The following is a 25,572-nucleotide window of genomic DNA, read 5'->3' on the forward strand; positions in this document are numbered from 1 at the left end:
GGCTCAGTGGCCTAGTTGGTACGGCCGGTTGTCCTCGTCGCCGGTGCCCTTCTTCAACGGGGTGGCGAGTTCGCAGGCGCCGGTCGCGGGCGCGCACCGGGCGATGGCGGTCTTACCGCCCTGCTCGGCCAGTACCAGGATGTGGTTGGCATCCTCCATCACGGTGGAGATGATCGCGACCGAGGAGGCGCCCGACCACTCGCGCACGGCGTGGCCGGTCCGTACGTCGATCGCGGCGAACAGACCGTCGCCGTAGCCGTCGCGGTAGGCCGGTCCACCGAGCGCGTAGGAGCTACCGGTGAGGAGCTCGTCCACGGCGTACTCGCAGGTGGCCCAGCTCTTCCTGCCCGTCGCGAGATCGATCAGCGCGGTGCAGCTGCCGTCGTCGGTCGTCGAGACGATCGACGCCGCGAGCTTGAGGTCCGGCGACACGGCCGACGGATCCGGTACGGCGTTGACGGGCTTGGCCGCGTCGTCGCCGGCCGTCCACTTGTAGAGGCTCTCCTTCTCGCTCTTGTTCGACGCGCTGAAGTAGACCTCGCTGCCCTGGACCGCGAGCACGATCGGCTCGTGCTGGCCGTTGACCTGCAGGGAGTACGTCTCGCCACTGGGGTTGTCACGCCAGGCGAGCGTGAACTTCGCAAGCTCGGTGCCGTCGGCAGTCGTCGGCTGTACGCCGTACGCGCTGCTCTTCTGGTCGGCCGAGGAGGCGACCGTCGTGACGTCATTGACGGATTCACCGCGGGTGCCGTTGGTCCAGGCGGTGAGCACTGCCTTCCCGTCGTCCTTCGGCCGATGCAGCACGAGGGCGCCGTTCCCTGTCCGCGCAACATCCCAGACCGGCCCATCCGAGGCCGGCAGGGTGAACTTGCCACCACCGAGGTGCACGGTCCGCCCATCGACGTACGACGTGGCCGGCGCGGCCCCCTGCTTGAGCTTGCCCAGATCGATCGTCAGCTTGACGGCCCCGGACGGCGTGCCCGATCCACCCGGCTTGGCCGAGGACGGCCGACTCGTCGTCGTGGACGGCGTCGACGGCTTGGCCACCGGCTTGCTCACGCTGTCGATCGGCTTGAGACTGCCGTCCCCAGACGCCGACGCCAACGTCGGCGTCTGCTGCGCCGCAACCACGATCCCCGCCACCACAGCGCCCACCGAAACCCCCGCCACCAGCCCCGCCAACTTGATGTTCCGCTTCATAACGCCCCTCCGAGTGAGTCCACAGTTTGTCGTAACAGGGGGCTTAGATGGTGGGCCGACACGATCGGTTCACGAGACCTGGAAATGACTGCATAGGGTGCGAGTTGTGACCGGTGGATTCGCGGGATGGCCGAGGGCGGCCTTCGACGTACTACTCGAACTGGATGGTGTGCCGTCGGTTGAGGTGAGGGAGCGGTGCAGGCGGGATCGGGAGGAGTTGGTTCGCCAGCCGATGGTCGACCTGCTCAGTGCGGTCGCCGATCGGGATGCCTTGTACGAGGACTTTGCGGTGTGGCGGTACGGCGGGGTGATGTTGGAGGCGTGGCAGCGGCAGGGGGCGATTGTCCGGTTGGGGCGGAATGTGGAGCTGTCGTTGCGCTTCGATCTGGATGGGCTGGGGGTCAGTGCGGCTTGGTGGTACGCGCCGTCGGAGCAGATCGAGCGGTACCGGACGGCGGTGGCTGACTCGACGTCTGGTCCTCGGTTGGCGGCTGTTGTCCGGAAGCTCGAGCGGCAGGGGTTCGAGATCTCGGGGGATCTGCTGAAGCGGCCGCTCCGGGGGTATCCGGCTGATCATCCGCGGGCGCAGCTGCTGCGGCACAGGACGCTGATCGCGGGCCGGCACCTCGGGTGTGACGACTGGATTCATACAGAGGCTGCGGTTGAGCGGGTGCATGACACCTTCACTCAGCTACGGCCGTTGACTCGCTGGCTGGTCAATCACGTCGCGTTGGCCTGAGGTCAGGGCGACGGCTATCCGGGCGGCGATGGTGGCGTTGTTGCGGGCCAGGGCGAGGTTAGCGGGGATGCTTTCGCCGTCTGTCTGCTTCTCGATCTGGGCCAGGACGTACGGGGTGACGGCAGGGCCGGTGATGCCGGCGGTGGTGCTTGCGGTGAGGGCGGCGGTCAGGACGGCGGTGATTCGTTCGGCCGGGATCTCGTCGGCTTCGGGGATGGGGACGGTGAGGAGGACGCCGGTGGATGGGCGGGTGCGGTAGCGGAGTACGGCGCAGACTGTCTGTTCGTCCTCGACCCGGTGGGGGATCGGCAGGCCGCTCGAGCGGGTGTAGAAGGCGGGGAACCAGTCGTGTTGCCAGCCGAGGACCGGTACGCCGGCGGTCTCGAGGTACTCGAGTGTGCGCGGCAGGTCGAGGAACGCCTTGGCGCCGGCGGAGACGGTGATGACGGGGTGGCTGGCGATCGCGTCGAGGTCAGCCGAGATGTCGCCGGTGAGCTCGGAACCGCGGTGGACGCCGCCGATGCCGCCGGTGGCGAAGACCGATATGCCAGCCGCGTGCGCCAGGGCGACCGTGGCCGAGACTGTGGTGACGCCGACGTCCCACTTCTGGGCGCGGGCGACCGGCAGATCGCGTTCGGCGACCTTCCGTTTGCCTTGCAGGACACGCTTTTCCTGGTCCGGAGTGAGGCCGAGATGAGGGCGGCCGTCGAGGATGGCGGCTACTGCGGGGGTGGCGCCCTGGTCGTCGACGGCTTGCTTGCAGAGCTTGAGCGCCTCGGCGTTGGCAGGAGCGGGCAGACCGAGGTTGGAGAAGATGGTCGATTCGAGCGCGACGACGGCGCGGCCGGCGGCCAGGGCCTGCGCCACCTCAGCGGAGAAGACGATGTCAGTCACGAGCAGCTCCTTGGTCGTTCAGAACGGCGCCAGGCTGGGTGAGAACCCTTCTGGCGAGGTCATGGCCTGCTTCAACCGCCGCAACGGGGCCGGCATCGTTCAGTACTGCGCTGAGGAACGCCGCAGCGAAAGCGTCGCCGGCGCCGGTCGTGTCCAGCACCTCGTCGGCCGGCGCGGGCCGGACGGTCGCGGACTCGTTGCCCGAAGCAAGGATCTCGGTGGGCTCCATGCCGTTCTTGACGACGACCGTCGTGCCGGGGCCGGCGAGATCGCGCAGCGAGCCGGCGTCGGCCTCGACACCGTTCGCGAAGAGGTACGTGGGTCGCAGCGTCCTGATCAAGGCGCGGAACTTCGCCGGCCCGATGGAGTCGATGAGCGCGACCGAAGCGGCATCGATGCTGAGGATCGCGCCGTCGGCACGGGCGAGTTCCGCGGCCCGGCGGAGAACCGGCCAGGACGGTCCGGTCAGCGAGTACGCCGAGAGGTGGTACGCCGCGGCGCCGGAGAGCCACTCGTCCGGGACGTCGGCGAGTTCGGCGGCGGCGGCCCGATCGGGGAACATCGTGCGTTCGCCGGTGGCGTCGACGAGGATGACGATGGTGCCGGTGCGGCCTTGGCGCTGGACCTTCGGGTCGACGCCTGCGGTGATCAGGTCGCGTACCAGGGTCTCGCCCGCCGGGTCGTCGCCGACTCGGCCGATGAAGCGTACCGGCGTACCGAGACTGCTCGCGAAGACGGCGACGTTGGAGGCCGCCCCGCCCCGCGTGCGCTGGATCCGCGCCGGATTGTCCGTCCCCGGCCGCGTCGCGTCGGCTGACCAGACCACGACGTCCTCGACCAGGTCGCCGATGCACACAAGGGTCACGGGACCACCCTAGGCGACGGCCGGCACCGAGTGAGAGTTCTTCATTTTGACCCGGCGTAACCGGTTGACTACCGCAAGGTAACAAAGCTAGCGTTTGAACCAGCAGCTGCTGCGACTCAACCGCCCCCCACTCTGGAGGTCGCAATGCGCTTGCCCAGATCCGCTCTGTCCGCCCTGATCCTCACCTCGCTCCTCGGACTCGGGGCCGCCCCGGCGTACGCCGACGCCGCCGGCTCCGGCACGATCACGTTCGAGGGACAGTCGTGTGCCTTCACGTTCACGTATGCCGGCGGTCCGCCGCCGGCCTCGGTCCAGATCCAGTCCATCGACATCGCCGACGGGTGTGCCGCCGACGGTACGGCGACCGGCTCGCTGACGTTCGGCCCTGGTGACGCGGCGATCCTCAGCCTGAAGGTTGCCGTCAGCAAGCCGATCAGCTGCGGCTACACCGGCTCGCTGACCGGTACGTACGCCGGCAGCAGCGCAACGTTCCCGGAGCAGGACGTGCCGAAGTCGAGCGGTGGTTTCCTCTGCCCGAACCCGGCGAGCATCGCCATCCAAGCCACCCTCTGACCACTCGACCGGACCACGGATCCCTTCTCCTGAAGGGATCCGTGCGGTCAGTGCGCCTCGGCGATCCGTTCGTGGTGCAGGATCACCTCGGCGATGATGAAGTTCAGGAACTTCTCGGCGAACACCGGATCCAGCCCCGCGCCCGTCGCCAGCGACCGAAGCCGGGTGATCTGCCGTTCCTCCCGCGACTTGTCAGCCGCCGGCAACCCACTCCGGGCCTTCAGTGCCCCCACCTGCTGAGTGCACTTGAACCGCTCGGCAAGCAGATGCACCAATGCGGCATCGATGTTGTCGATCGTGCCCCGCAGCCGGCCGAGTTCAGCAGTCACATCCAGTTCAGTCACACCACCACTCTGGCACAGCGCCTTCGAACCCTCAGGCACAGCGCCTTCGAAGGGTTTGTTATCTGGCCGTTATCAGCTAGTGTCCGTCGCTGTCGCGGGGAAAGCCGCGTGAATCGAGCTTGGAGTTGAGATGCGGCTGCCAGATATGCGGCGGTCCAGGGTTGTGGTCGCGCTGGCCGCGGCCTGCGCGATCGCCGCCGCGGGAACGACGGTGGCACTGGCGAGACGCGGTGACTCGGACCCTTCCGCAGGAGCGAAGCCGACCGGTACCTCGGTGAATGAGATGGCAGACCAGGGCCCCATCGGAGCCAGTGCGAAGCCTCCGGCCAGCAGTCCGTCGGTCAGTCAGTCCGCCAAACCGGCGACCCTGCCGGTGCGGAAGCCGTCCAGTCCCTCGTCGGTGAAGCCCTCGGCGAAGACCACGACGAAGCCCTCGGCCAAGAAGGCCGCCAGCACGCCGACCGTGAAGCCGGTTGTGGTTCCAGAGCAGGGAGATCCGCTCTCGCAGACCGACGGCTTGTACGTCGACCCGCAGTCCCAGCCGGTCTACTGGGTCAGCGAGCACAGCAGTGACTCGCGAAGCGCCTCGATCAAGGCCGGGATCGCCGATCGCCCGTTGGGGCGCTGGTTCAACGGTGATGGCGCGGACGTGTCCGATGCCCGGGCGTACGTGGCCGGGGCCGCGCGAGCGGGGAAGCTGCCGGTGCTCGTCTTCTACCACATTCCGCAGCGTGGCTGCGGGGGCGGTGAGGGTGCTTCGAGCACCTCGGCGTACCGGTCGTGGATCGACTCGATGGCCGCGGCGATCGGCACGAATCCCGCCGTCGTCATTCTCGAACCGGATGCGTTGCCCCAGTTGGACTGCCTGAGTTCGTCGGCGCAGACCACCCGGTTGTCGCTGCTCAGCTATGCCGTTGACCAGCTACGGTCGTCGGCGCCGAATACGTGGACGTATCTGGATGCCGGTCACGACGATTGGACCCCGGCCGGCACGATGGCCAAGTGGCTCAAGGCCGCCGGCGTCGCCAACGCCCGTGGGTTCTCGCTGAACGTGTCGAACTTCCAGTCCACCGCCCGCAACGTCAGCTACGCGAACGCGGTCAACGCGGCCCTCGGGACGTCGAAGCACTTCGTCATCGACACCAGCCGCAACGGCAACCCCCTGAACGGCGACGACTGGTGCAATCCGACCGGCGAGCGGGTCGGTGTCACGCCCCGCACCGGCGGCGCCACCGGCCTCGACCTGCAGCTCTGGGTCAAGCCGCCGGGCGAATCCGACGGCGACTGCGGCATCGGCGCCGGCACCGATGCCGGCGACTTCAGCCCCGCCATCGCCATGAAGCTGCTCGGTCATTAGCGAGATTGCCCTGAGCATCAGGTAGTCGCCGCCCTGGTCAAACTTGCTGCCGGCTCGGCGCGACGGAGCCTTCAGACCTGCTGCTGGCTGGCGGCGACGAGCTTGCCGGCGTCGTAGCCTTCGATTCGGATGGTGTCGCCGGCGGCGCCGGGGACGGTGAGTTGGGTGCTCCCGTCGGTGGTAGCGCTTGTCGCGACCGGTCGGCCGTTGACGTACACGTCCACGCTGGTGACGGAGCCCGTCGTGATGGTGAGTTTCCGCTTCTTGGCGCCGGCCGCGGCCGAGGTGAAGCGCAGCAACCGCGGTTGCCGCTCAGCCAGCAGGACGCCTGCGGCTGCCATCAGGTCAGCGTTCTCTTCGATGAGGTCGCGCTTGGTGAGTTCGTGGAGCCGGTCCGGTACGACGCCGAGGTCCTCCAACGGCTGCCCGATCCGGGTGCCGACCCGCAGCGAGCGGCGCAGCGCCACCCGCATCTGCACGCCCTTGGGGAGTTGCTTGAGCTGACCGTCGGTCCACTCGGTCCGTAGCTCCTCGTGCGTGACGACATTGGCGCCGCCCGCCCCGGTGTTGCCCTCGACCCCGAGTACAGGCCCGATCTCGTGGTCCTGGAAACCGGCGGCGAAGATGTCGCACGCGCTGTAGCACTGCGCGTCCGTCACCAGCACAACTGGTCCTTGATAGAGCTGCCCGGTGCTGTTGACCACATCGACCGGATAGAGCGACAGGGCGGTCGAGTACGCCGAACCTGTACTAACCGACTCCTCCAACGAGGCCTTCCAGGCCTGATAGTCGGGGACCGTCGTGGACAGCCCGGTCGTACCAGGCGTGCTCACGAACTGGAACGGCTCCGGAGTGATCCGGCCCGGGCTGAAGAACTGCAACAGGTACTCCGCCGCGATCACGTAGCCGCCACCGTTGCCGCGGACATCGAGCACCAGGCCCTCGGGCGGGAGCAGGGAGAGCAACCGGGCGACCTCATTCAGAAAGCCCTCGATGTCCTGGTCCTGCATGTGGAACGTGAAGATCCGCAGGTGTCCGAAGGTGCCGCTCGGGGTGTCGACGATCCGGGCCTTGAGCTCGTCGGGACGGTTGGTCGGGACTGGGCCGGCTGCCAGGGGAGCGGCGGCGCGCGGCTTGCGGGCCTTCGCGGCGACTGGCGCCGCACTGAGCGAGGCCGGAGCGAACAGCCGGCGCTTCACGCGCCGCGCCAGTTCGGTGCGGAGGTCCATACCGACCAGGTGGTGAGCCGCGACTCCGACGCCGGTGGGCAGTGATGGCAGGGTACCGGGAGTGGTCACTTCGGTGGCGGACTCGAAGACCCGCCAGGGCACGCGGGTCTGGTGGGTCGTCCCGCCGACCTTGTAGGTGACGTCGATCCAGTCCTCGTCCGGTGGCAGCGACATGTTGATCGAGCGCAACGTCATGTTCTGCAGGCCTTGCGCGAGCTGGGCGGCCTTGTTGCTGCCGGCCTCGCGGGCGGCGTTGGCCTCGACGGCGAGCTGGATCGGCGTACCGTTCCAGTGCGTCACCTCGACGCCCGCGGTGAGCTGCGGGTCGCCGACGATGTGGTCGAACGTCTTGGTCACCAGGTACTTCGTCTGGCCGTCGTCGACGCAGCGTTCGAGGAAGATGCCGAGGAACGCGAAGCCGGCGTATCGCGACGGCAGGATGTAGTTGGTGTGCAGGTCGTGCAGCCCGAGGAAGATCCGCTGCAGCTGCACATGGAACTCTGTCTCGCTGAGATCGGCCAGCCGATGCCGCAGTAGCCGGAGCGCTTGCAGCGGATCGATCGCATGCATCGCCCGCTTGAGCGGCAGATGCGCATAAACCTCACCGATCAGAATCTCCGCCTGATCCAGCACGACCCGACGCTGCGCGTCACTCAACGGCCCCCGCGCGATATGCCCCCGGAACTGCGGCATCGTGCGCACGGTCCCCAACCCATGATCCGCACTGAGAACGACACTGTCTGGCTGAGCCATGACTCCACCACCCCCGGAAAAGTTGCCCACCAGCATCCCCCCACCTGGCCCGCCCTACAAGCCCTCGGGCGGGCGTAGCCGACGCGGAGACCCGACTATTCTGATACCGTGTTTATTAAAGGTGGTTGCGATACCTGGAAGGTGGGACGATGGACGGTGGGGCCCGAGGGGCGGCTCAGGTCGAGCGGTCGGCCAATCAGGTTGCCTGTCTGCAGTTCCTGAGCACCACCGATGACGCGCAGACGGTTGGCGCGATCAGTGCCGGGACGGGATTGTCGCGGCCGACCGTGCATGCTGTGCTGGACGATCTTCTTGATGCCCGGCTGGTGACTTCGGCGAGTCCTGCGGTCGCAGGACCTGGGCGGCCTGCCCGTGCGTTCCGGTTCGCTCGCGAGGCAGGGCTGGTGGCCGGAGTGGATCTCGGGCCGCGGGGTGCCCGTGGAGTCCTGTATGACCTGGCCGGCGAGCGGCTTGCCTATGTCGAGCTGATGGGGGAGCAGCATCCCGATGTCGCGTTGATCGAGCGGGCCGTGCGCGCTGTCGTCGCGGAGGCATCGGTCGACATCGAGCGGCTGCGGGCGGTTGGGGTGGCGCTGCCGGGCGTGGTCGAGGCGGACGGGAGTCTGCGCGCGTGTCTTGCGATCCCTGACCTGGTTGGCCTGCCGATCGCCGAGACGCTGACTGGGACGCTGGGGTGTTCCGTTGCCGTTGACAACGACATCAAGCTGGCGGCGCTTGCGGAGCAACGGGGTGGCGCCGGCCGTGGGTACGAGGATGTCGTCTACCTCCAGATCGGTACCCGGCTGTCGGTCTCGATCGTTCTCAACGGGGTCATCCGGCAAGGACGGCACCGGATGGCAGGCGAGCTCGGTGCCCAGCGCAAGATGCGCTGGACCCGCAATGCACGACGCGGGCAGCTGGTATGGACGTCAGGACCGACCGGTGAGGCGGTACTGAAGGCCGCCGCAGCCGGTGACCCGGACGCCCGCGCCGAGATCGAGGACTTCTGCGCGCAGATCGCCCAGCGGATCGCCACCGTGCTGCTGGTCGTCGACCCCGAGGTGCTGGTCGTCCGGGGCGGGCCGGCCGCGGACAGCGACGTACTGATCCGGGCGCTGGAAGCGGCGGTCGACAAGGAGTTGCTCTTCCCCGAACGGCCGCCGTTCGTCGCCTCGGCGCTGGGCCGCGAGGCCGTCGTGCTGGGAGCGGCCGGCAACGCGTTCGACCAATTCAGTTCGGACATTTACGGCGTCCACGGCTACCCGAGCCCGTGGACGGGGATCACTGACGACGTCGAGAGGACCACCAGTGAAATTGGGAGTTAGCTCGTACTGCTTCCGCAAGCTCATGGCCAGCGGTGAGATGGACCTGATCGCCGTCCTGGACTGGGTCGCGGCCTCGCCCGCCGGGCATGTGGAGGTCGCCGCGGTCGACGGTGACTACTACCTGGAGAACGACGAGGTCGTCCGGAAGGCGGCCGCGCACGCCGCCGACATCGGCGTACCGATCGTGAACTACCTCGTCAGTGGCGATCTGCGGACGGCCGACGGTGAACAGATCGATCGGCTGCGCCGGCAGCTCGATGTCGCGCACCGGTTCGGCGCGCGGATCTTCCGGCACGACGTCGCGCCGTGGGCCTGGCGCGAGCAGGACCAGGCCGAGTTCGAGTCGACGTTCGAGCAGGTCGTGATCGGCTGCCAGGCAGTCGCCGACCACGCCGCGGAGCTGGGCATCGTGTCGACGATCGAGAACCACGGCTTCTTCATGAACGGCAGCGAGCGGTTGTCCCGGCTCGTGTACGCGGTCGACCGGCCGAACTTCAAGATCACGCTGGATCTCGGCAACGGGCTGTGCGTCGGCGAGGTACCGGGCAAGACGGCGGCCGGGCTGATCGACGTCGCGGCTTCGATCGGCGTGAAGGACTTCCACATCCGGCGTACGGCGCCGGGTGAGGGCTGGCTGAAGACGCTGGCCGGCGACTACCTGCTCGGTACGGTCGCGGGCCACGGCGACGTCGACCTCGCCAGTCTGCTGGCCGTGGTCGCGACCAAGCCCGATGTGCCGGTCAGCCTCGAGTTCGAGGGCCTGGAGGCGACACCGCACGCCATCGAACGCTCGCTCAAGAACATCCTCGAACTGGTTGGAGCCTGACATGACGACCCGGATCGCAGTGATCGGGCTGGGCGCGATCGCCGGCCAGCACCTGATCTCGTACCAGCAGAACCCGCAGTCCGAGCTGGTCGCCGTCTGCGACCTCGACCGGGAGCGGGCCAAGGCGCGCGCGGACGAGTTCGGCGTACCGAAGGCCACCGACGTCGTCGAGGAGATCCTGTCCGACGCGGACATCGACGCGGTCAGCATCTGCGTGCCGAATGTCCTGCACGCGAAGATCGCCGAGGCGGCGCTGCGGGCGGGCAAGGACGTGCTGATCGAGAAGCCGATGTCGGTGACGGTGGCCGAGGCCGAGGCGCTGGTCCAGGCGACGAAGGAGACCGGGCAGGCGCTGCAGATCGGCTACGTACGCCGGTATGCGCCGAATGCCCTGGTGGTGAAGCGATTCCTGGACGACGGCGAGCTCGGCGACATCTACGCTGCCCGGGCCTCGATCATCCGGGCGGCCGGCAATCCCGGCGGCTGGTTCGGCGACGTCGACATCTCCGGTGGTGGCCCGCTGATCGACCTGGGCGTCCACATCATCGACCTGTGCTGGTACCTGATGGGACAGCCGGAAGCGGTATCGGCGTCCGGCGTGACCTTCGCGCCGCTCGGTGCCCGCGACAACATCCAGCACCTGACCCGGTATCGCGCCGCGTCGGCGACCCGGGTGAACAACGTCGAGGACTACGCGACGGCCCAGATCCGGTTCGCGAACGGGGCCGTGCTCGACGTCGACACGTCGTACTCGCTGCACGCCCGCAACTCCACCAGCGTGAAGATCCACGGCGACAAGGGCGGCGCCGAGATCGAGCCCGAGCTGCTGATGATCACCGAGCAACACGACACCCTGGTGCACATCCAGCCGCAGATCGACTCCCTCGGCTTCGACTTCACCACCGCCTTCGCCAACCAGATCGACCACTTCCTGCAGATCTGCCGCCGCGAGATCCCCGCCGACGCGCCCGCCACCCACGGCCTCGAGATGGCCCGCATCCTGACGGCCGTCTACGAGTCCGCCCGGACCGGCGCCGAGGTGACGATCACTCGCTGAGCAGGCTCGCTCGACGGACGGAGACGGCCGGGTAGGGTCTTGCCGTGAAACCTCGTACCCGCCGTCCTCGTCCGGCCGACATGGCGGTCCCCGTCGGAGCGCGGTCCGTGTTCACCGACGGCGCCTGCTCGCGCAACCCCGGACCTGGGGGCTGGGCCTGGGCGTTGTCGAAGACCGAGTACGCGGGCCGGGCACGAGGCCGACTCGACGAACCAGCGGATGGAGATCCGTGCCGCCCTCGAGGCCGTGCGGGCGAACGACGGTCCGCTGCTGGTCGTCTCGGACTCGACCTATGTCGTCAACTGCTTCCGCGACGGGTGGCACGTCGGTTGGCTCGAGCGAGGCTGGCTCACCTCGGCGAACAAGCCCGTCGCCAACAGGGACCTGTGGGAGCCCCTGGTGGAATCGGTGATCGAGCGCGGGGATGTCGCCTTCCAGTGGGTGAAGGGCCATTCCGGCCACGAGATGAACGACTTCGTGGACACCCTGGCCGTCGCCGCCTGCTTCCCACAGCGCTGACGGCGACAGCCCGGTAGCACCGACCGGGTGGCTTTCCTGCGGTTGCGCTGTGAGCGCTGACATCGGTCGGTCCGCAGCGGAGCGGTCGAAAGGTTTCGCTGCTGCCGTTACGAGAACGTGACGACGGAGCCACCTGTCGATGTCTTGACCGCGCCTCGGGTCAGCGCCAATATGTGAGCGCTAACATCCCGCTCAACCCCCGTTGCTACGGGAGTGACCTGTCCCGGAAGGGGAGAGTTCGTGAACAAGAAGTTGATGGCCACTCTCAGTGGTGCTCTGCTGGTGCTCGGCCTGGCTGCGTGCGGTGGCGAGGGCGCCGGCGCGTCCACCGACACCGCCAGCCAGAAGCCGGCCGATCTGACCATCGGGGTGGCGATGCCGACGCAGACCTCCGAGCGCTGGATCGCCGACGGCAAGGCGGTGAAGGAGAAGCTCGAGGCGAAGGGCTACAAGGTCGATCTGCAGTACGCGAACGACGACATCCCGACCCAGTCCCAGCAGGTCGACCAGCTGATCACCCGCGGCGCCGACGTCCTGGTGATCGCCGCGATCGACGGCACCGCGCTGAGCAGCCAGCTGCAGGCCGCGGCCGACAAGAAGATCCCGGTGATCGCCTACGACCGGTTGATCCGCGGCAGCCAGAACGTCGACTTCTACGTCAGCTTCGACAACTACAAGGTCGGCGTCGCCCAGGCCAAGGCGCTGCTGCGCGGCCTCGGGCTGGAGAGCGCGGACGGCGCGAAGACCAGCAAGGCCGGCCCGATCAACATCGAGCTGTTCGCCGGCTCCCTGGACGACAACAACACCCACTACTTCTTCCAGGGCGCGATGGACACCCTCAAGCCGTACCTCGACGACGGAACGCTGGTCGTCAAGTCGAAGCAGACCAAGCTCGAGCAGGTCGCGACCCTGCGCTGGCAGCAGGAGGCGGCGCAGAAGCGGATGGAGAACCTGCTGACCTCGAGCTACAACGACGGCAGCAAGGTCGGGGGCGTGCTGTCGCCGTACGACGGCATCTCGCGCGGCATCATCACCGCCCTGCAGAACGCGGGCTACGGCAAGACGGCCGGCCCGGTGCCGCCGATCACCGGCCAGGACGCCGAGATCGCCTCGGTCAAGCTGATCAACGACGGAGTCCAGAGCTCCACCATCTTCAAGGACACCCGGCTGCTCGCCGAGCAGGCCGTGAACGCGGCGGAGGCGTTCCTGCAGAAGAAGACGCCGGAGGCCAACGACACCAAGTCCTACGACAACGGCGTCAAGGTCGTCCCGGCGTACCTGCTGCCGATCCAGACGGTCTTCAAGCCGGACATCCAGAAGGCACTCGTCGACTCCCAGTACTACACGGCCGCCGAGGTGGCCGCCGGTCAGGCCAAGTGACGGACGGCTGACCGGGAAAGGAGAGGGATGAGCGACGTACTGCTGGAGATGCGCGGGATCAGCAAGAGCTTCCCGGGCGTGAAGGCGCTCGAGGACGTCTCGCTCGCCGTCCGGCGAGGGGAGATCCACGCGATCTGCGGGGAGAACGGAGCGGGCAAGTCGACCCTGATGAAGGTCTTGTCCGGTGTCTACCCGACCGGCAGTTACGACGGCGAGATCGTCCTCGACGGTACGCCGGTGCGGTTCAACGGCATCCGGGACAGCGAAGCCGTCGGCGTCGTCATCATCCACCAGGAGCTGGCCCTGGTTCCGTACCTGTCGATCGCCGAGAACATCTTTCTCGGCAACGAACGGCGCGGCCGGGGCGGCTTCATCGACTGGAACCGGACCAACGCGGAGGCCGGCGACCTGCTGGCCTCCGTCGGCCTGGACGAGAACCCGGTGTCGCCGGTGAGCGAGCTCGGCGTCGGCAAGCAGCAGCTGGTGGAGATCGCCAAGGCGTTGTCGAAGGAGGTCCGGCTGCTGATCCTCGACGAGCCGACCGCCGCCCTCAACGACGTCGACTCGGCGCACCTGCTCGATCTGCTCCGGCGGCTGCGGGACCGGGGGATCACCTGCATCATGATCTCGCACAAGCTGAGCGAGATCACCGCGATCGCCGACTCCACCACGGTGATCCGGGACGGACGGACGGTCGAGACATTCGACATGGGCTCCGCGGACGCCACCCAGGAGCGGATCATCCGCGGCATGGTCGGGCGCGACATCGCGACCTTCTACCCCGAGCGGGTCTCCACGCCGGGCGAGGAGGTACTGCGGGTCGAGGACTGGATGGTGTGGCACCCGGTCCAGCCGCGCAAGGTCGTCGACGGGGCCGGCTTCAGCGTGCGGGCCGGTGAGGTGGTCGGTATCGCCGGACTGATGGGCGCGGGGCGGACCGAGCTGGCGATGAGCATCTTCGGGCGGTCGTACGGACGCAACATCAGCGGCAGCGTCTTCATGCACGGCAAGCAGGTACGGGCGCGAACCGTCGCCGAGGCGATCGGGGCCGGGATCGCCTACGCCACCGAGGACCGCAAGCGGTACGGGCTGAACCTGATCGCCGACGTCAGGGTGAACGTCTCCGCCGCCGCACTCGGCAAGCTGTCCCGGGCCGGCTGGGTCAACGGCAACGAGGAGATCAAGGTCGCCGAGGACGGCCGCCGGGAGATGAACATCAAGACCCGGACCGTGATGGACCCGGTCGGCACGCTGTCCGGCGGCAACCAGCAGAAGGTCGTGCTGTCGAAGTGGCTGTTCACCGACCCGGACGTGCTGATCCTCGACGAGCCGACCCGCGGCATCGACGTCGGCGCCAAGTTCGAGATCTACACGATCATCAACCGGCTGGTGGCGGCCGGCAAGGCGGTCGTCGTCATCTCCTCCGAACTGCCGGAGCTGCTCGGGATGTGCGACCGGATCTACACACTGTCGGCCGGCCGGATCACCGGTGAGGTGCCGGCCGGCGAAGCGACCCAGGAGGGTCTCATGGCGCTCATGACGAGGGAGAAGGAGCTCGCCGGATGACTAGTACCAAACCATCCGCACCGGTCGAGGCGACGCCGGCGGAGAGTGCTCCGGCCGCCGCGCTGCACGTCGGTACCAGTGATCCGCGCACGCTGATCACCCGCAACCTGCGGCAGAGCGGCATCTACATCGCCTTCGTCGTGATCGTGGCGCTGTTCGCCTTCCTGACCGACGGCGTGCTGCTCAGTCCGGGCAACATCACCAACATCGTGCTGCAGTACTCCTACATCCTGGTGCTCGCGATCGGCATGGTCATCCTGATCATCGCCGGCCACATCGACCTGTCGGTCGGGTCGATCGTGGCGCTGACCGGTGGGGTGTCGGCCGTGCTGGTGATCCAGCACGGGCAACCCTGGTGGATCGGTGTCGTGGCGGCCGTGGCCGTCGGTACGGCGGTCGGCGCCTGGCACGGCTTCTGGGTCGCGTACGTCGGGATGCCCGCGTTCATCGTGACGCTGGCGGGTATGTTGCTGTTCCGCGGCCTGACCCTGCAGGTGCTGGACAACGTCTCGTTGTCCCCGTTCCCGGCGGAGTACCAGAAGGTCGCCAGCGGCTTCCTGAACGGCCTGATCGGCGGCCAGGGCTATGACGCGTTCACGCTGCTCGTCGCCGCGCTCGCGGTCGCCGGGTATGCGGTCAGCGTGTTCCGTACCAGGCTGGCGCGGATCCGGTACGAGCAGCCGGTCGAGTCCTTCCCGTTGTTCGTCGCCCGGGTGCTGGTGGTCGCGGCGGTCGTCATGTACTTCGGCTGGCAACTGGCCCACGCCCGCGGCCTGCCGATCGTGTTGATCGTGCTGGCCGTCCTGGTGATCGTCTACGGACTGATGACGAAGAACACCGTGCTCGGCCGGCAGGTGTACGCGATCGGCGGCAACCTGTCGGCGGCGATGCTGTCCGGGGTCAAGGTGCGCAAGGTCAACTTCTGGATCTTCGTCAACATGGGCTTCCTGGCCGGGGTGGCCGGTGTCATCTACTCGTCCAGGTCCAACGGCGCCCAGCCGGCGGCCGGCAACATGTTCGAGCTGGACGCGATCGCGGCGGCCTTCATCGGCGGCGCGGCGGTCGCCGGCGGCGTCGGCACCGTCGTCGGGGCGATGGTGGGTGGCCTGATCATGGCGGTGATGAGCAACGGGATGCAGCTGATGGGGATCGACCAGTCGACCCAGTCGGTCGTGAAGGGACTGGTACTGCTGCTCGCCGTTGCCTTCGACATCTACAACAAACGCCGCGCCGGTGCCGCCCGCTGATTCGGGCGGCCCGCCGCACCTCCTTACTATTTCCCCATGGTGAGTGCGGGAACGGGACAGAGTGGGGCTCATGGCCGGGCGCCGAGCATGGCGGACGTGGCGGCCGCGGCCGGGGTCTCGCACCAGACCGTCTCCCGGGTGCTGAACGGTTCGGAGCTGGTCCGGCCCGAGACCCGGACCCGCGTCCTGGCCGCGATCGCGGAGCTGGGCTACCGGCGCAACAACGCGGCCCGGCTGCTGGTGACGAACAGGTCGCACCGGATCGGGATGATCTCGGCTCACCTGGTGCTGCACGGGCCGAGCATGATCGCGGTGTCGGTGCAGGATGCCGGTCACAAGGCCGGGTACGACGTATCGCTGGTCGCCGTCGAGGACTTCTCGGTGCAGTCGCTGCGCAACGCGCTGGATCGCCTGCTCGACGAGGCGGTCGAGGCGATCGTGGTCGCCGTCGCCCACCGCGAGGCGCTGCAGCAAGTGGAGTCGCTGGACGCGCCCGTCCCGATCATCGTCGTCCAGGGGGTGACCGAAGGCCAGCGGATGGCGGTAGGCATCGACCAGGAAATGGGCGCCCGGATCGCGGTGGAGCATCTGCTCGACCTGGGGCACCGGCACGTCGCTCATGTCACCGGCCCGCTGGAGTGGGTGGAGGCCGGTCAACGGCGTACCGGCTGGCAGCGGGCGCACGAGGATCGCCATGTTCTGCCCGGACCGGAGCTGGCCGGCGACTGGTCGCCCGGGAGCGGCTATCAGGCCGGTTTGCGGATCGCCGAGGATCCGGACGTGACAGCGGTCTTCGTGGCCAACGACGCGATGGCGATGGGGCTGATGTACGCGCTGCACGAGAAGGGACGCGACATCCCCGGCGAGATCAGCGTCGTCGGCTTCGACAACGTGCCCGAGGCCCGTTACCTCTGGCCGGCCCTGACAACGATCGATCAGGAGTTCTCGCTGCTCGGCCGGCGGGCGGTCGAGCTGACCCTTCGAGCACTGGACGGGGAGACCGATCCGTCGACCCAGCTGATCCGTCCCGACCTGGTGCTGCGTGACTCCGCGCGTGCTCCGGGTGAGCGCTAACACGACAATCTGAGAAGGCTGATCGCCATTCTTGACACGAATGAATGTTAACGCTCACAATTTCGCTGTGACGGAGAATTCTGAGCGCTACGTGGTCGGGGTGGACTTCGGCACGCTGTCCGGGCGCGCGGTCGTGGTCAGGGTGTCCGATGGCGCCGAGCTCGGTACAGGGGTGCATGAGTACTCCCATGCCGTGATCGACGACCAGCTCCCGAAGACCGGCCAGCGGCTGCCACCGGACTGGGCGCTGCAGGTCCCCGACGACTACCGCGACGTACTCCGGACTGCCGTACCCGCTGCGGTCGAGCGGGCCGGAATCGACCCCGCCCAGGTGATCGGCATCGCGACCGACTTCACCGCCTGCACGATGGTGCCGTGCCTGGCCGACGGGACGCCGCTGAACGAGGTGGACGGGCTGGCGGACCGGCCGCATGCGTACGTCAAGCTGTGGAAACACCACGCCGCGCAGCCGCAGGCCGACCGCATCAACGAGCTCGCCCGCGAACGCGGCGAGGACTGGCTACCGCGCTACGGCGGGCTGATCTCGTCGGAGTGGGAGTTCGCCAAGGGCCTGCAGCTGTTCGAGGAGGACCGCCCGCTCTACGACAAGATGGAGCGGTGGGTCGAAGCGGCCGACTGGATCGTCTGGCAACTGTGCGGCAGATATGTCCGCAACGCCTGCACTGCCGGCTACAAAGGGATCCGGCAGGACGGCCGCTATCCGTCGGTGGACTTTCTCGAGCGCCTTGCTCCCGGTTTCGGGGGATTCGTCGCCGGCAAGCTGGACCAGGAGATCGGCCGGCTCGGCTCGGTGGCCGGTCGGCTGACCGCCGAGGCGGCGGAGTGGACCGGTCTGCCCGAGGGCATCGCGGTCGCCGTCGGGAACGTGGACGCGCACGTCACCGCACCAGCCGCCCAGGCAGTCGATGCGGGCCAGATGGTCGCCATCATGGGCACCTCGACCTGCCACGTGATGAACGCGGACGAGCTGCACGAAGTACCGGGCATGTGTGGCGTCGTCGATGGCGGGATCATCGCCGGCAGCTGGGGCTATGAAGCAGGCCAGAGCGGTGTGGGCGACATCTTCGGCTGGTACGTCGATACCGCGGTCCCACCCTCGTACCACGAGGCCGCGGCCGCCGCGGGCGAGACGCTGCACGAACACCTCACCAGACTCGCGGCCGATCAGGCGGTCGCCGAGCACGGCCTGGTCGCCCTCGATTGGCACAGCGGCAACCGCTCGGTGCTGGTCGACCACGAGCTGTCCGGCTTGATCGTCGGCCAGACGCTGGCGACCCGGCCGGAAGACGGGTATCGCGCCCTGCTCGAGGCGACGGCGTTCGGTACTCGCGTCATCGTCGAAACCTTTGCCGGCAACGGCGTACCGGTGCGGGAGCTGGTGATCGCCGGTGGACTGGCGAAGAACGCCCTGCTGATGCAGATCTACGCCGATGTCACCAGGCTGCCGCTCTCGATCATCGACTCCGAGCAGGGGCCGGCGCTGGGCTCGGCCATCCATGCTGCCGTCGCCGCCGGCGCCTATCCCGATGTGCCGACGGCGGCCCGGAGCATGGGCAAGGTCAGGCGCGGGGTCCATCTCCCGGACGAGCAGCGTGCCCGCGCCTACGACGAACTGTTCGGCGTCTACCTCGAACTGCACGAGTACTTCGGCCGGCATACCCGGCTGATGCGGAACCTGAAGTCCATCCGGCGTACTGCGATCGCCGCTCAGTCGAAGGAGGCGAGCCGGTGAGTGTTGTCGCGGAGGTCGCCGGCACTCTCACCCGCTTGCGGGCGGAGGTGTCCGCGTTGCACGCGCACCTGCCGGCGTACGGGCTGGTGGTGTGGACAGCGGGCAACGTGTCGGCCCGGGTGCCCGGCCACGACTTGATGGTGATCAAGCCGAGTGGAGTCCACTACGCCGAGCTGACCCCCGAGAACATGGTGGTCTGCGATCTCGACGGCCGGGTCGTCGAGGGTGAACACGCGCCGTCGTCCGACACCGAGGCGCAGGCTTACGTGTACCGGAAGATGCCGGAGGTCGGCGGGGTGGTGCACACGCACTCGCCGTACGCCGTCGCCTGGGCCGCGCGCGCGGAGCCGATCCCTTGCGTCACGACGATGTGCGCGGACGAGTTCGGCGGCCCGATCCCGGTCGGGCCGTTCGCCATGATCGGCGACGACTCGATCGGCCGCGGCATCGTCGAGACGCTGCGCGGCTCCCGCTCGCCCGCCGTACTGATGCAGAACCACGGGGTGTTCAGCATCGGGCCGACCGCCGAGTCGGCCGTCAAGGCGGCGGTGATGTGCGAGGACGTCGCCCGGACCGTGCATCTGGCCCAGCAGCTCGGCCGGCCGGTCCCGATCGAGCAGGCCTCGGTCGACCGCCTCTTCGACCGGTACCAGAACGTCTACGGGCAACGATGACAACTCCCTGGAAGGACCGCAGCTTCGTGAACAACAGCCAGCCGCCTCAAGAGGTGTGGTTCCTCACCGGCAGTCAGAGTCTGTACGGACCTGGCACGCTCCAGCAGGTCGCCGAACAGTCCCAGGCGGTGGCCAAGCGGCTCGCCGAAGCGGACCTGCCGGCCCAGATCGTCTGGAAGCCGGTGCTGATGGACGCGGACGCGATCCGCCGACAGTTGCTGGAGGCAAACAGTACGCCGGAGTGCGTCGGCGTGATCGCCTGGATGCACACCTTCTCTCCGGCGAAGATGTGGATCTCGGGACTCGACGCGCTGCGCAAACCGCTGCTGCACCTGCACACGCAGGCCAACGTCGCGCTGCCCTGGTCGACGATCGACATGGACTTCATGAACCTCAACCAGGCTGCCCACGGGGATCGGGAGTTCGGCTATATCCAGTCCCGGCTGGGCGTACCGCGCAAGACCGTCGCCGGGCATGTCGAGTCGCCATCGGTCCAGCACCGGGTCGGGCAGTGGGTCCGGGCGTCGATCGGGGCCGCGGAGCTCCGGTCGCTCAAGGTCGCCCGGTTCGGCGACAACATGCGCGATGTCGCCGTCACCGAAGGGGACAAGGTCGAGGCGCAGTTGAGGTTCGGCGTCTCGGTCAACACGTACGGCGTCAACGACCTCGTCGCCGCGGTCGACGAGATCGCCGATGCCGAGATCACCGCGCTGGTGGAGGAGTACGGCGATGCCTATGCGGTCGCGCCCGAGTTGCTGCCCGGTGGCGACCGGCACGAGTCGCTGCGGTACGGCGCCCGGATCGAGCTGGGCCTTCGCTCGTTCCTGACCAACGGTGGCTTCGGTGCGTTCACGTCGAACTTCGAGGATCTGGGCGGACTGCGGCAGCTGCCCGGCCTGGCGGTGCAGCGATTGATGGCCGACGGCTACGGTTTCGGCGGCGAGGGCGACTGGAAAACCTCGGTGCTGTTGCGGGCCAGCAAGGCGATGGCTGCTGGGCTGCCCGGTGGCACGTCGTTCATGGAGGACTACACGTATCACCTGGTGCCGGGGGAGGAGAAGATCCTCGGCGCGCACATGCTCGAGGTGTGCCCTTCGCTCACGACGGCCAGGCCGGCGCTGGAGATCCACCCGCTCTCCATCGGCGGCCGCGAGGACCCGGTCCGCCTGCGCTTCACTGCGGATCCCGGCGCCGGGGTCGTGGTCGGGCTGTCCGATCTGGGCAGCCGCTTCCGCCTCACGGCGAACGTAGTACAGGTGGTGGAACCCGATGAGGATCTTCCGCAGCTCCCGGTCGCCTGCGCGGTCTGGAAGCCGGAGCCGTCACTGGCCACCTCGGCCGAGTCATGGCTGGTGGCCGGCGCACCTCACCACACGGTCCTGACGACGGCTCTCGACCGCGAGGTCTACGAGGACTTCGCCGACCTGCTGTCCGTCGAACTAGCCGTCATCGACGCCTCGACCACCGTCCGTGCCTTCCAGCGCGAACTCCACTGGACCGACACCTACCACCGCCTCACCAGCCCCCGCTGATCCGCTCTACCTGAGCAAGGCGAGCACCTCGTCGCGGACGTTGCTCATGGTCGCGTCGTCGGCTGCCTCGACATTGAGGCGGAGTAGAGGCTCGGTGTTGGAGGGCCGGAGGTTGAACCAGGTGCCGTCCGGGAGGGTGATCGTGAGGCCGTCCAGGTGGTCCGCGGTTGCGCCCCGATCGCGGTAGCGCGCCTCGACCAGGGCGAGGATGGCTGGGATGTCGTCGGCGACGGTATTGATTTCGCCGCTCGCGACGTACCGGGTGAACTCCCGCATCAACTCGGATAGTGGCTTGGTGGACTGCCCGAGGGCTTGCAGGACGTGGAGTGCGGCGAGCATGCCGCTGTCCGCGTTCCAGAAGTCGTGGAAATAGTAGTGGCCCGAGTGCTCGCCACCGAAGACGGCGTCGTTGTCGGCCATGACCTGTTTGATGAATGAGTGGCCGACCCGGGTACGGATCGGGCGGCCACCGTGTTCGGTGATGTCTTCGGGGACGGCCTTGCTGGTGATGGCGTTGTAGACGACGGCGGCTCCGGGGCGACGGGCGAGTTCGCGGGTGGCGATCAGGCCGACGACGGCGCTGGGCGAGACGCGCTGGGCGGTCTCGTCGATGAAGAAGCAGCGGTCGGCGTCGCCGTCGAAGGCGAGTCCGAGGTCGGCGCTGTGCCGGCCGACGGCGGCCTGGAGGTCGGCGAGGTTGGCCGGGTTCATCGGGTTGGCCTCGTGGTTGGGGAAGGTGCCGTCGAGATCGAAGTACAGCGGGATGAGCTCGAAGGCGGGGTGATCGAGCACGACGGGGACGGTGCGGCCGGCCATGCCGTTGCCTGCGTCGACGGCGATCCTCAGCGGGCGGCTGCCGGTGAGGTCGACGAGGTCGCGCAGGTAGTCGGCGTACGCCGGGAGGAGGTCGACGGCGTCGATACTGCCGGGGGAGCCGTCGAAATCTGGCAGGCCGGTCTCGAGAAGCTTTCTGATCTCCCGTAGTCCGGTGTCCTGGCCGACCGGCGCGGCGCCCGGGCGGCACATCTTGATGCCGTTGTACGCCGGTGGGTTGTGGCTGGCGGTGATCATCGCGCCGGGCACGTTGCGCAGACCGGAGGCGAAGTACAGCAGATCGGTGGAGACGTAGCCGATGGACAGTACGTCGGCGCCGCGGTCCGCCGCGCCGGCTGAGAACGCCGCGGCCAGCGACGGCGAGGACACCCGCATGTCGTGGCCGACGGCAATGAGCGGGGCGGCGAGGTGGTGGGCGAAGGCCGCTCCGACCTGGAAGGCCAGCTCGTCGTCGAGCTGGTCCGGGACGGTGCCGCGGATGTCGTAGGCCTTGATCAGGGTGTCGAGATCGCGCATGGCGGTCACACCTTGTCCAGCCGGGCGACGCCGATCTTCGCGTCGGCCATCCCGTAGAAGACGTAGTGGACGCAGTCGATCTCCTCGATCGCGGTCGGAAAGACCACGTTCGCAACGGTGCCGACCCGCTCGTCGTCGGTCTCCGGCGCCAGCAGCGGCTCGGTCGTCCGGTCGACCACCTTGGTGACGTCGTCCGGATCGAGGAGCATCGCGCCGGCCGAGTAGGTGACCCGTTGCGTCGTCGGGTCGAAGCCGCGGGGCTGCTCGCCGGTGACGCCGTGGTGGATCACCAGCCAGCCCTCGGGCGTCCACAGGGGTGGGGGTCCGGCGCCGATCTTCAACTGCTCGAACGGGTACTCCGGCAGCGCGACGAGACGGTGGTGGGCCAGGTGGGTGAGGTTGCGGAGGTCGCTCTCGACGGCGGCGACCGGCGCGAACGACACCCAGATGCCCGGCCGCTCGTCGGTGACACCGGCCGGCAGGTGGACTCCTTCGCCTTCGCGGAACCAGCCCAGATCCCACATCGGCCGGTGCAGCATCGCGTACGACGGCTCGCCGTCCGGCCCGGGTACCGGGCGTGGGAAGAACACGGTGTCCTTGTTCGGGAACAGGTTGAGATCGGTGTCCAGCAAGGGCTGGTACTCGAAATGAAGAGGGCCGAGTCGGCGCCACTCGCGCAAATCAGCTGAGGTCGCGAGGGCGGGCTTCGGACCGAGCGGCCCGTAGGCGACGTACACCATCACGTGCAGGCCGAGGGTCGGGATGAAGGTCACCCGGGGGTCCTCGACGCCGGCGTTGTTCTTGCCGCGTTCCCAGCCCTCGTCCGGCGCCAGTACGACGCCTTCGCGCCGGACGCCGACCGGTACGCCGTCCTCGACCTCCACCCGGGCCAGGCCGACCCGCGAGACGTTGCCTGACGCAACGAGTCGCGGGAGGAGGTACAGGGTCCGGTCCGGACCGTGCCCGGTCGCGGGGTTGAGCACCCCTTCGACCTCGAGCTCGTTGCCCGCCTGCGGACTCATCAGCACACCGGCGCGGGTCAGGGTGTAGGGAATTGTCATCGTGATCAACCTTTGATTCCGGACTCGAGGCCCTGGGAGATGAACTGCCGCTGGAAGGCGACGAAGAGCCCGACCGCGGGCGCGGCGAGCACGCACGCCCCGGCCAGGACGGCGCCGAACGGGTTGGCCGCTCGCGCGGACACGGTGGTGAGGTAGTTGGACAGCGAGACCGCGAGTGGCTGCAGGTCTTGCTGTTTGGTGATCAGGAACGGCCAGAGGAACTCGTTCCAGGGCCCGATGAAGGTGAGCAGTACGCCGGTGAGCAGGGCCGGCCGGACCAGCGGGACGGCCACCCGCCAGAGGATGCTGAGCTCGGAGGCGCCGTCGATGTGGGCCGCGTCGAACAACTCGGCCGGCAGTTGGAGGAAGTACTGCCGGAAGACGAAGACCGCGGTGGAGTTGATCGCGAAGGGCAGGATCATGCCGAGGTAGGAGTCGGCCAGCCCGTAGCTGCGCACGATCAGCACGTAGAGCGGGATGGTGAGCAACTGGAACGGGACGACCTGGATGAGCAGCATCAGGTTGAAGACCAGCCCGCGGCCGCGGAACCGCAACCGGGCGAGGGCATAGCCGGCGAAAACGCCGAAGACGAGGGTCCCGATGATGACGCCGCCGGTGAAGACGCCGGAGTTGATCAGGGACCGGCCGAGGTGGATCGCCTTGTTGATCTCGGCGTAGTTGTGGCCGGTCAGGTTGCCGGGGGAGGGGAACGCTCCGGTGATCGCGGGATCGGGCTCGGCCTGCAGCGACCCGATCAGCATGTAGTAGAAGGGAAAGAGGAAAACGAACGAGCCGGCCAGCAGCGCGGCGAACTTGAGCTTCATCAGTCCTCGTCCCGTCCGACGAAGCGTCGCTCGACCAGTGCCAGCAGGAGGACGCCGATGATGAGCAGGACGCCGATCGCGGAGCCGACGTCGGGATTGCCTTGCTCGATCCCGCGCTGGTACATGATCAGGACCGGTGAGGCCGAGGCGCCGTCCGGTCCACCGCCGCCAGTGAGCAGGTAGGGCTCGGTGAACAGGTTCGCGCCAGTGACGGTCGCCAGCAGGACGACGAGGGTGGTCGCCGGGCGTACGCCCGGCACCGTGACGTTGAGGAACCGTTGCCGGCGGTTGGCGCCGTCCATCTCGGCCGCCTCGTACAGATCGTTGGACACGTTCTGCAGGGCGGCCAGATAGAGCAGGATGAAGAAGCCGAGTTGCTTCCAGGTGACGTAGACGGCGACGGTCGGCATCGCCAGCTTGGAGTTGACCAGCCAGGACGGGTTGGGGGCGAGCGGGCCGAGCACCGAGTTGACCAGGCCGTTGGAGTTGAACAGGAACAACCAGACCCCGACGACGGCGACGCTGGCACTCACGTACGGGACGTAGTAGCTGACCCGGAAGAACGTGCGCCAGCGGATCGCTGCGTTCAGCGCGTTCGCCAGGACCAGCGACAAGACGACGGTCAGCGGCACGTTGATGACCAGGAAGACCAGGACGTTGCCGAAGGCCCGTCGGACCGCCGGGTCGGACAGCACCGTGACGTAGTTGTCGAAGCCGACGAACGGCCGGTCGACCTGCGCCCCGGGGGCGGCGAAGAAGTAGTCGTGGAAGGAGATGTAGACGGCGAAGCCGAGCGGGTAGGCGAAGACGGCGAGCAGGAACACGACGTACGGCGCGACCAGGGCGGCCCCGATCGGCTGCCGGCCGACGAGCCGGCCGAGCGTCGTACTGGTCATGGCTGGGACACCAGCTGGTCAATCTTCTGCGCGGCGGTCGCGAAGGCCTGGCCCGGGTCCTCCTGGCCGAAGATCACGGACTTGGAGTACGTGTCGCGGAAGGTCTGCCAGATGGTGATCGAGTTCGGCACATTGGGCACCTCGACGGTCCGGGCTGCCTGGTCGGCGAACTGCTTGTAGTCCGGGTTCTTCGCGAAGTAGTCGCTGTAGGTGGCGGCGACGTCCTTCCGCAGCGGCATCTGCCCGGTCAGCTCGAGGAACTTGCCGTCCTGCTCCTTGCTGGTCGCGAACTTCAGCACATCCCACGCCGTGCCACGGTTCTTGCAGGCCGAGTACATCGCGACGTTCTTCGCATCGCTGAAGGTGTACGTCTCGTTGGCAGGCTTGCCGGCCGACGTCGGCACCGGTACCGCGCCCCACTCGACCTTCCCCTTGTACGTCGCAATCGCCCACGGCCCGACGATCGCCATCGCCGAAGTGCCGTCGACGAACGAGTCGCCCGTGTACTTCTCCTGCGACGCGAGCTTGTCGGCG

The 25,572-nt window shown here is 68.0% G+C and carries 24 protein-coding genes; 14 read left to right on the forward strand and 10 right to left on the reverse strand.

Annotated features, from left to right (window positions below; translation table 11 throughout):
- Window positions 1–3: 3 nt before the first annotated feature.
- Complete coding sequence (locus tag ABD768_RS32275; protein WP_344846923.1) at window positions 4–1,200, reverse strand: hypothetical protein; 1,197 nt, start codon at window positions 1,198–1,200, stop codon at window positions 4–6.
- A 106-nt stretch (window positions 1,201–1,306) separates the two neighbouring features.
- Here ABD768_RS32275 and ABD768_RS32280 point away from each other — a divergent pair, with 106 nt between their 5' ends.
- Window positions 1,307–1,939, forward strand: a complete 633-nt coding sequence (locus ABD768_RS32280) for a DUF2461 family protein (protein ID WP_344846925.1) — start codon at window positions 1,307–1,309, stop codon at window positions 1,937–1,939.
- On the opposite strand, the gene ABD768_RS32285 is transcribed toward ABD768_RS32280, so the two are convergent.
- The gene (locus tag ABD768_RS32285; protein ID WP_344846926.1) at window positions 1,892–2,833 is read right to left on the reverse strand and encodes a pseudouridine-5'-phosphate glycosidase; all 942 of its coding nucleotides are present in this window, start codon (window positions 2,831–2,833) and stop codon (window positions 1,892–1,894) included. The genes ABD768_RS32280 and ABD768_RS32285 overlap by 48 nt on opposite strands.
- Complete coding sequence (locus ABD768_RS32290; protein WP_344846928.1) at window positions 2,826–3,698, reverse strand: carbohydrate kinase family protein; 873 nt, start codon at window positions 3,696–3,698, stop codon at window positions 2,826–2,828. The genes ABD768_RS32285 and ABD768_RS32290 overlap by 8 nt, the downstream gene beginning before the upstream one ends.
- A 144-nt stretch (window positions 3,699–3,842) precedes the next feature.
- Here ABD768_RS32290 and ABD768_RS32295 point away from each other — a divergent pair, with 144 nt between their 5' ends.
- Complete coding sequence (locus tag ABD768_RS32295; protein ID WP_343965218.1) at window positions 3,843–4,271, forward strand: hypothetical protein; 429 nt, start codon at window positions 3,843–3,845, stop codon at window positions 4,269–4,271.
- A 47-nt stretch (window positions 4,272–4,318) separates the two neighbouring features.
- Here ABD768_RS32295 and ABD768_RS32300 read toward each other — a convergent pair whose 3' ends face one another.
- A complete protein-coding gene (locus tag ABD768_RS32300) occupies window positions 4,319–4,615 on the reverse strand; it encodes a chorismate mutase (protein WP_343965216.1) in 297 nt (98 codons plus the stop codon).
- Between the two features lie 130 nt (window positions 4,616–4,745).
- Between ABD768_RS32300 and ABD768_RS32305 the strand changes: the two genes are divergently transcribed.
- On the forward strand, window positions 4,746–5,972 hold the full coding sequence (locus ABD768_RS32305; RefSeq protein WP_344846930.1) for a glycoside hydrolase family 6 protein: 1,227 nt from the start codon (window positions 4,746–4,748) through the stop codon (window positions 5,970–5,972).
- Between the two features lie 71 nt (window positions 5,973–6,043).
- Here ABD768_RS32305 and ABD768_RS32310 read toward each other — a convergent pair whose 3' ends face one another.
- Complete coding sequence (locus ABD768_RS32310) at window positions 6,044–7,894, reverse strand: S41 family peptidase (protein WP_344846932.1); 1,851 nt, start codon at window positions 7,892–7,894, stop codon at window positions 6,044–6,046.
- Window positions 7,895–8,103: 209 nt separating this feature from the next.
- Between ABD768_RS32310 and ABD768_RS32315 the strand changes: the two genes are divergently transcribed.
- The 11 genes from ABD768_RS32315 (at window position 8,104) to araA (ending at window position 20,907) form a co-directional block, all read left to right on the forward strand.
- Window positions 8,104–9,279 carry an ROK family transcriptional regulator gene (locus ABD768_RS32315; RefSeq protein ID WP_344846934.1) on the forward strand — a complete coding sequence of 392 codons (1,176 nt, stop codon included), beginning with the start codon at window positions 8,104–8,106 and terminating at the stop codon, window positions 9,277–9,279.
- Complete coding sequence (locus tag ABD768_RS32320) at window positions 9,263–10,105, forward strand: sugar phosphate isomerase/epimerase family protein (protein ID WP_344846936.1); 843 nt, start codon at window positions 9,263–9,265, stop codon at window positions 10,103–10,105. The genes ABD768_RS32315 and ABD768_RS32320 overlap by 17 nt, the downstream gene beginning before the upstream one ends.
- Before the next feature lies 1 nt (window position 10,106).
- Entirely contained in the window at window positions 10,107–11,162 is a 1,056-nt protein-coding gene (locus tag ABD768_RS32325; protein ID WP_344846938.1) for a Gfo/Idh/MocA family protein, read from the forward strand.
- A 219-nt stretch (window positions 11,163–11,381) separates the two neighbouring features.
- Window positions 11,382–11,681 (forward strand): ribonuclease H family protein, encoded by a 300-nt coding sequence (locus ABD768_RS32330; protein ID WP_344846940.1) that lies wholly within the window; start codon window positions 11,382–11,384, stop codon window positions 11,679–11,681.
- A 240-nt stretch (window positions 11,682–11,921) separates the two neighbouring features.
- A complete protein-coding gene (gene chvE, locus ABD768_RS32335) occupies window positions 11,922–13,061 on the forward strand; it encodes a multiple monosaccharide ABC transporter substrate-binding protein (RefSeq protein ID WP_343965203.1) in 1,140 nt (379 codons plus the stop codon).
- 27 nt (window positions 13,062–13,088) lie between these two features.
- A complete protein-coding gene (gene mmsA, locus ABD768_RS32340; protein WP_344846942.1) occupies window positions 13,089–14,627 on the forward strand; it encodes a multiple monosaccharide ABC transporter ATP-binding protein in 1,539 nt (512 codons plus the stop codon).
- On the forward strand, window positions 14,624–15,874 hold the full coding sequence (mmsB, locus tag ABD768_RS32345; RefSeq protein WP_343965200.1) for a multiple monosaccharide ABC transporter permease: 1,251 nt from the start codon (window positions 14,624–14,626) through the stop codon (window positions 15,872–15,874). Before mmsA ends, mmsB begins: the two co-directional genes overlap by 4 nt.
- Before the next feature lie 87 nt (window positions 15,875–15,961).
- Window positions 15,962–16,948, forward strand: coding sequence for a LacI family DNA-binding transcriptional regulator (locus tag ABD768_RS32350; protein ID WP_344846946.1), 987 nt, complete (start codon window positions 15,962–15,964; stop codon window positions 16,946–16,948).
- A gap of 67 nt (window positions 16,949–17,015) precedes the next feature.
- Window positions 17,016–18,701, forward strand: a complete 1,686-nt coding sequence (gene araB, locus ABD768_RS32355) for a ribulokinase (protein WP_344846948.1) — start codon at window positions 17,016–17,018, stop codon at window positions 18,699–18,701.
- The gene (locus ABD768_RS32360; RefSeq protein WP_343965195.1) at window positions 18,698–19,375 is read left to right on the forward strand and encodes an L-ribulose-5-phosphate 4-epimerase; all 678 of its coding nucleotides are present in this window, start codon (window positions 18,698–18,700) and stop codon (window positions 19,373–19,375) included. Before araB ends, ABD768_RS32360 begins: the two co-directional genes overlap by 4 nt.
- A complete protein-coding gene (gene araA, locus ABD768_RS32365; protein ID WP_344846950.1) occupies window positions 19,372–20,907 on the forward strand; it encodes an L-arabinose isomerase in 1,536 nt (511 codons plus the stop codon). Before ABD768_RS32360 ends, araA begins: the two co-directional genes overlap by 4 nt.
- Before the next feature lie 6 nt (window positions 20,908–20,913).
- Here araA and ABD768_RS32370 read toward each other — a convergent pair whose 3' ends face one another.
- The 5 genes from ABD768_RS32370 to ABD768_RS32390 form a co-directional block, all read right to left on the reverse strand.
- Window positions 20,914–22,257 (reverse strand): phosphomannomutase/phosphoglucomutase, encoded by a 1,344-nt coding sequence (locus ABD768_RS32370; protein WP_344846952.1) that lies wholly within the window; start codon window positions 22,255–22,257, stop codon window positions 20,914–20,916.
- A 5-nt stretch (window positions 22,258–22,262) separates the two neighbouring features.
- On the reverse strand, window positions 22,263–23,318 hold the full coding sequence (locus ABD768_RS32375) for a glycoside hydrolase family 130 protein (protein ID WP_344846954.1): 1,056 nt from the start codon (window positions 23,316–23,318) through the stop codon (window positions 22,263–22,265).
- A 5-nt stretch (window positions 23,319–23,323) separates the two neighbouring features.
- Entirely contained in the window at window positions 23,324–24,142 is an 819-nt protein-coding gene (locus tag ABD768_RS32380; RefSeq protein WP_344846956.1) for a carbohydrate ABC transporter permease, read from the reverse strand.
- Window positions 24,142–25,038, reverse strand: a complete 897-nt coding sequence (locus ABD768_RS32385) for a carbohydrate ABC transporter permease (protein WP_344846958.1) — start codon at window positions 25,036–25,038, stop codon at window positions 24,142–24,144. Before ABD768_RS32385 ends, ABD768_RS32380 begins: the two co-directional genes overlap by 1 nt.
- Window positions 25,035–25,572, reverse strand: a 538-nt coding sequence (locus ABD768_RS32390; RefSeq protein WP_344846960.1) for an extracellular solute-binding protein, incomplete at its 5' end; no start/stop codon positions are given. The genes ABD768_RS32385 and ABD768_RS32390, both read right to left, overlap by 4 nt.

Origin of the sequence: Kribbella ginsengisoli (assembly GCF_039537185.1) — a bacterium.
Classification (GTDB): Bacteria; Actinomycetota; Actinomycetes; order Propionibacteriales; family Kribbellaceae; genus Kribbella; species Kribbella koreensis.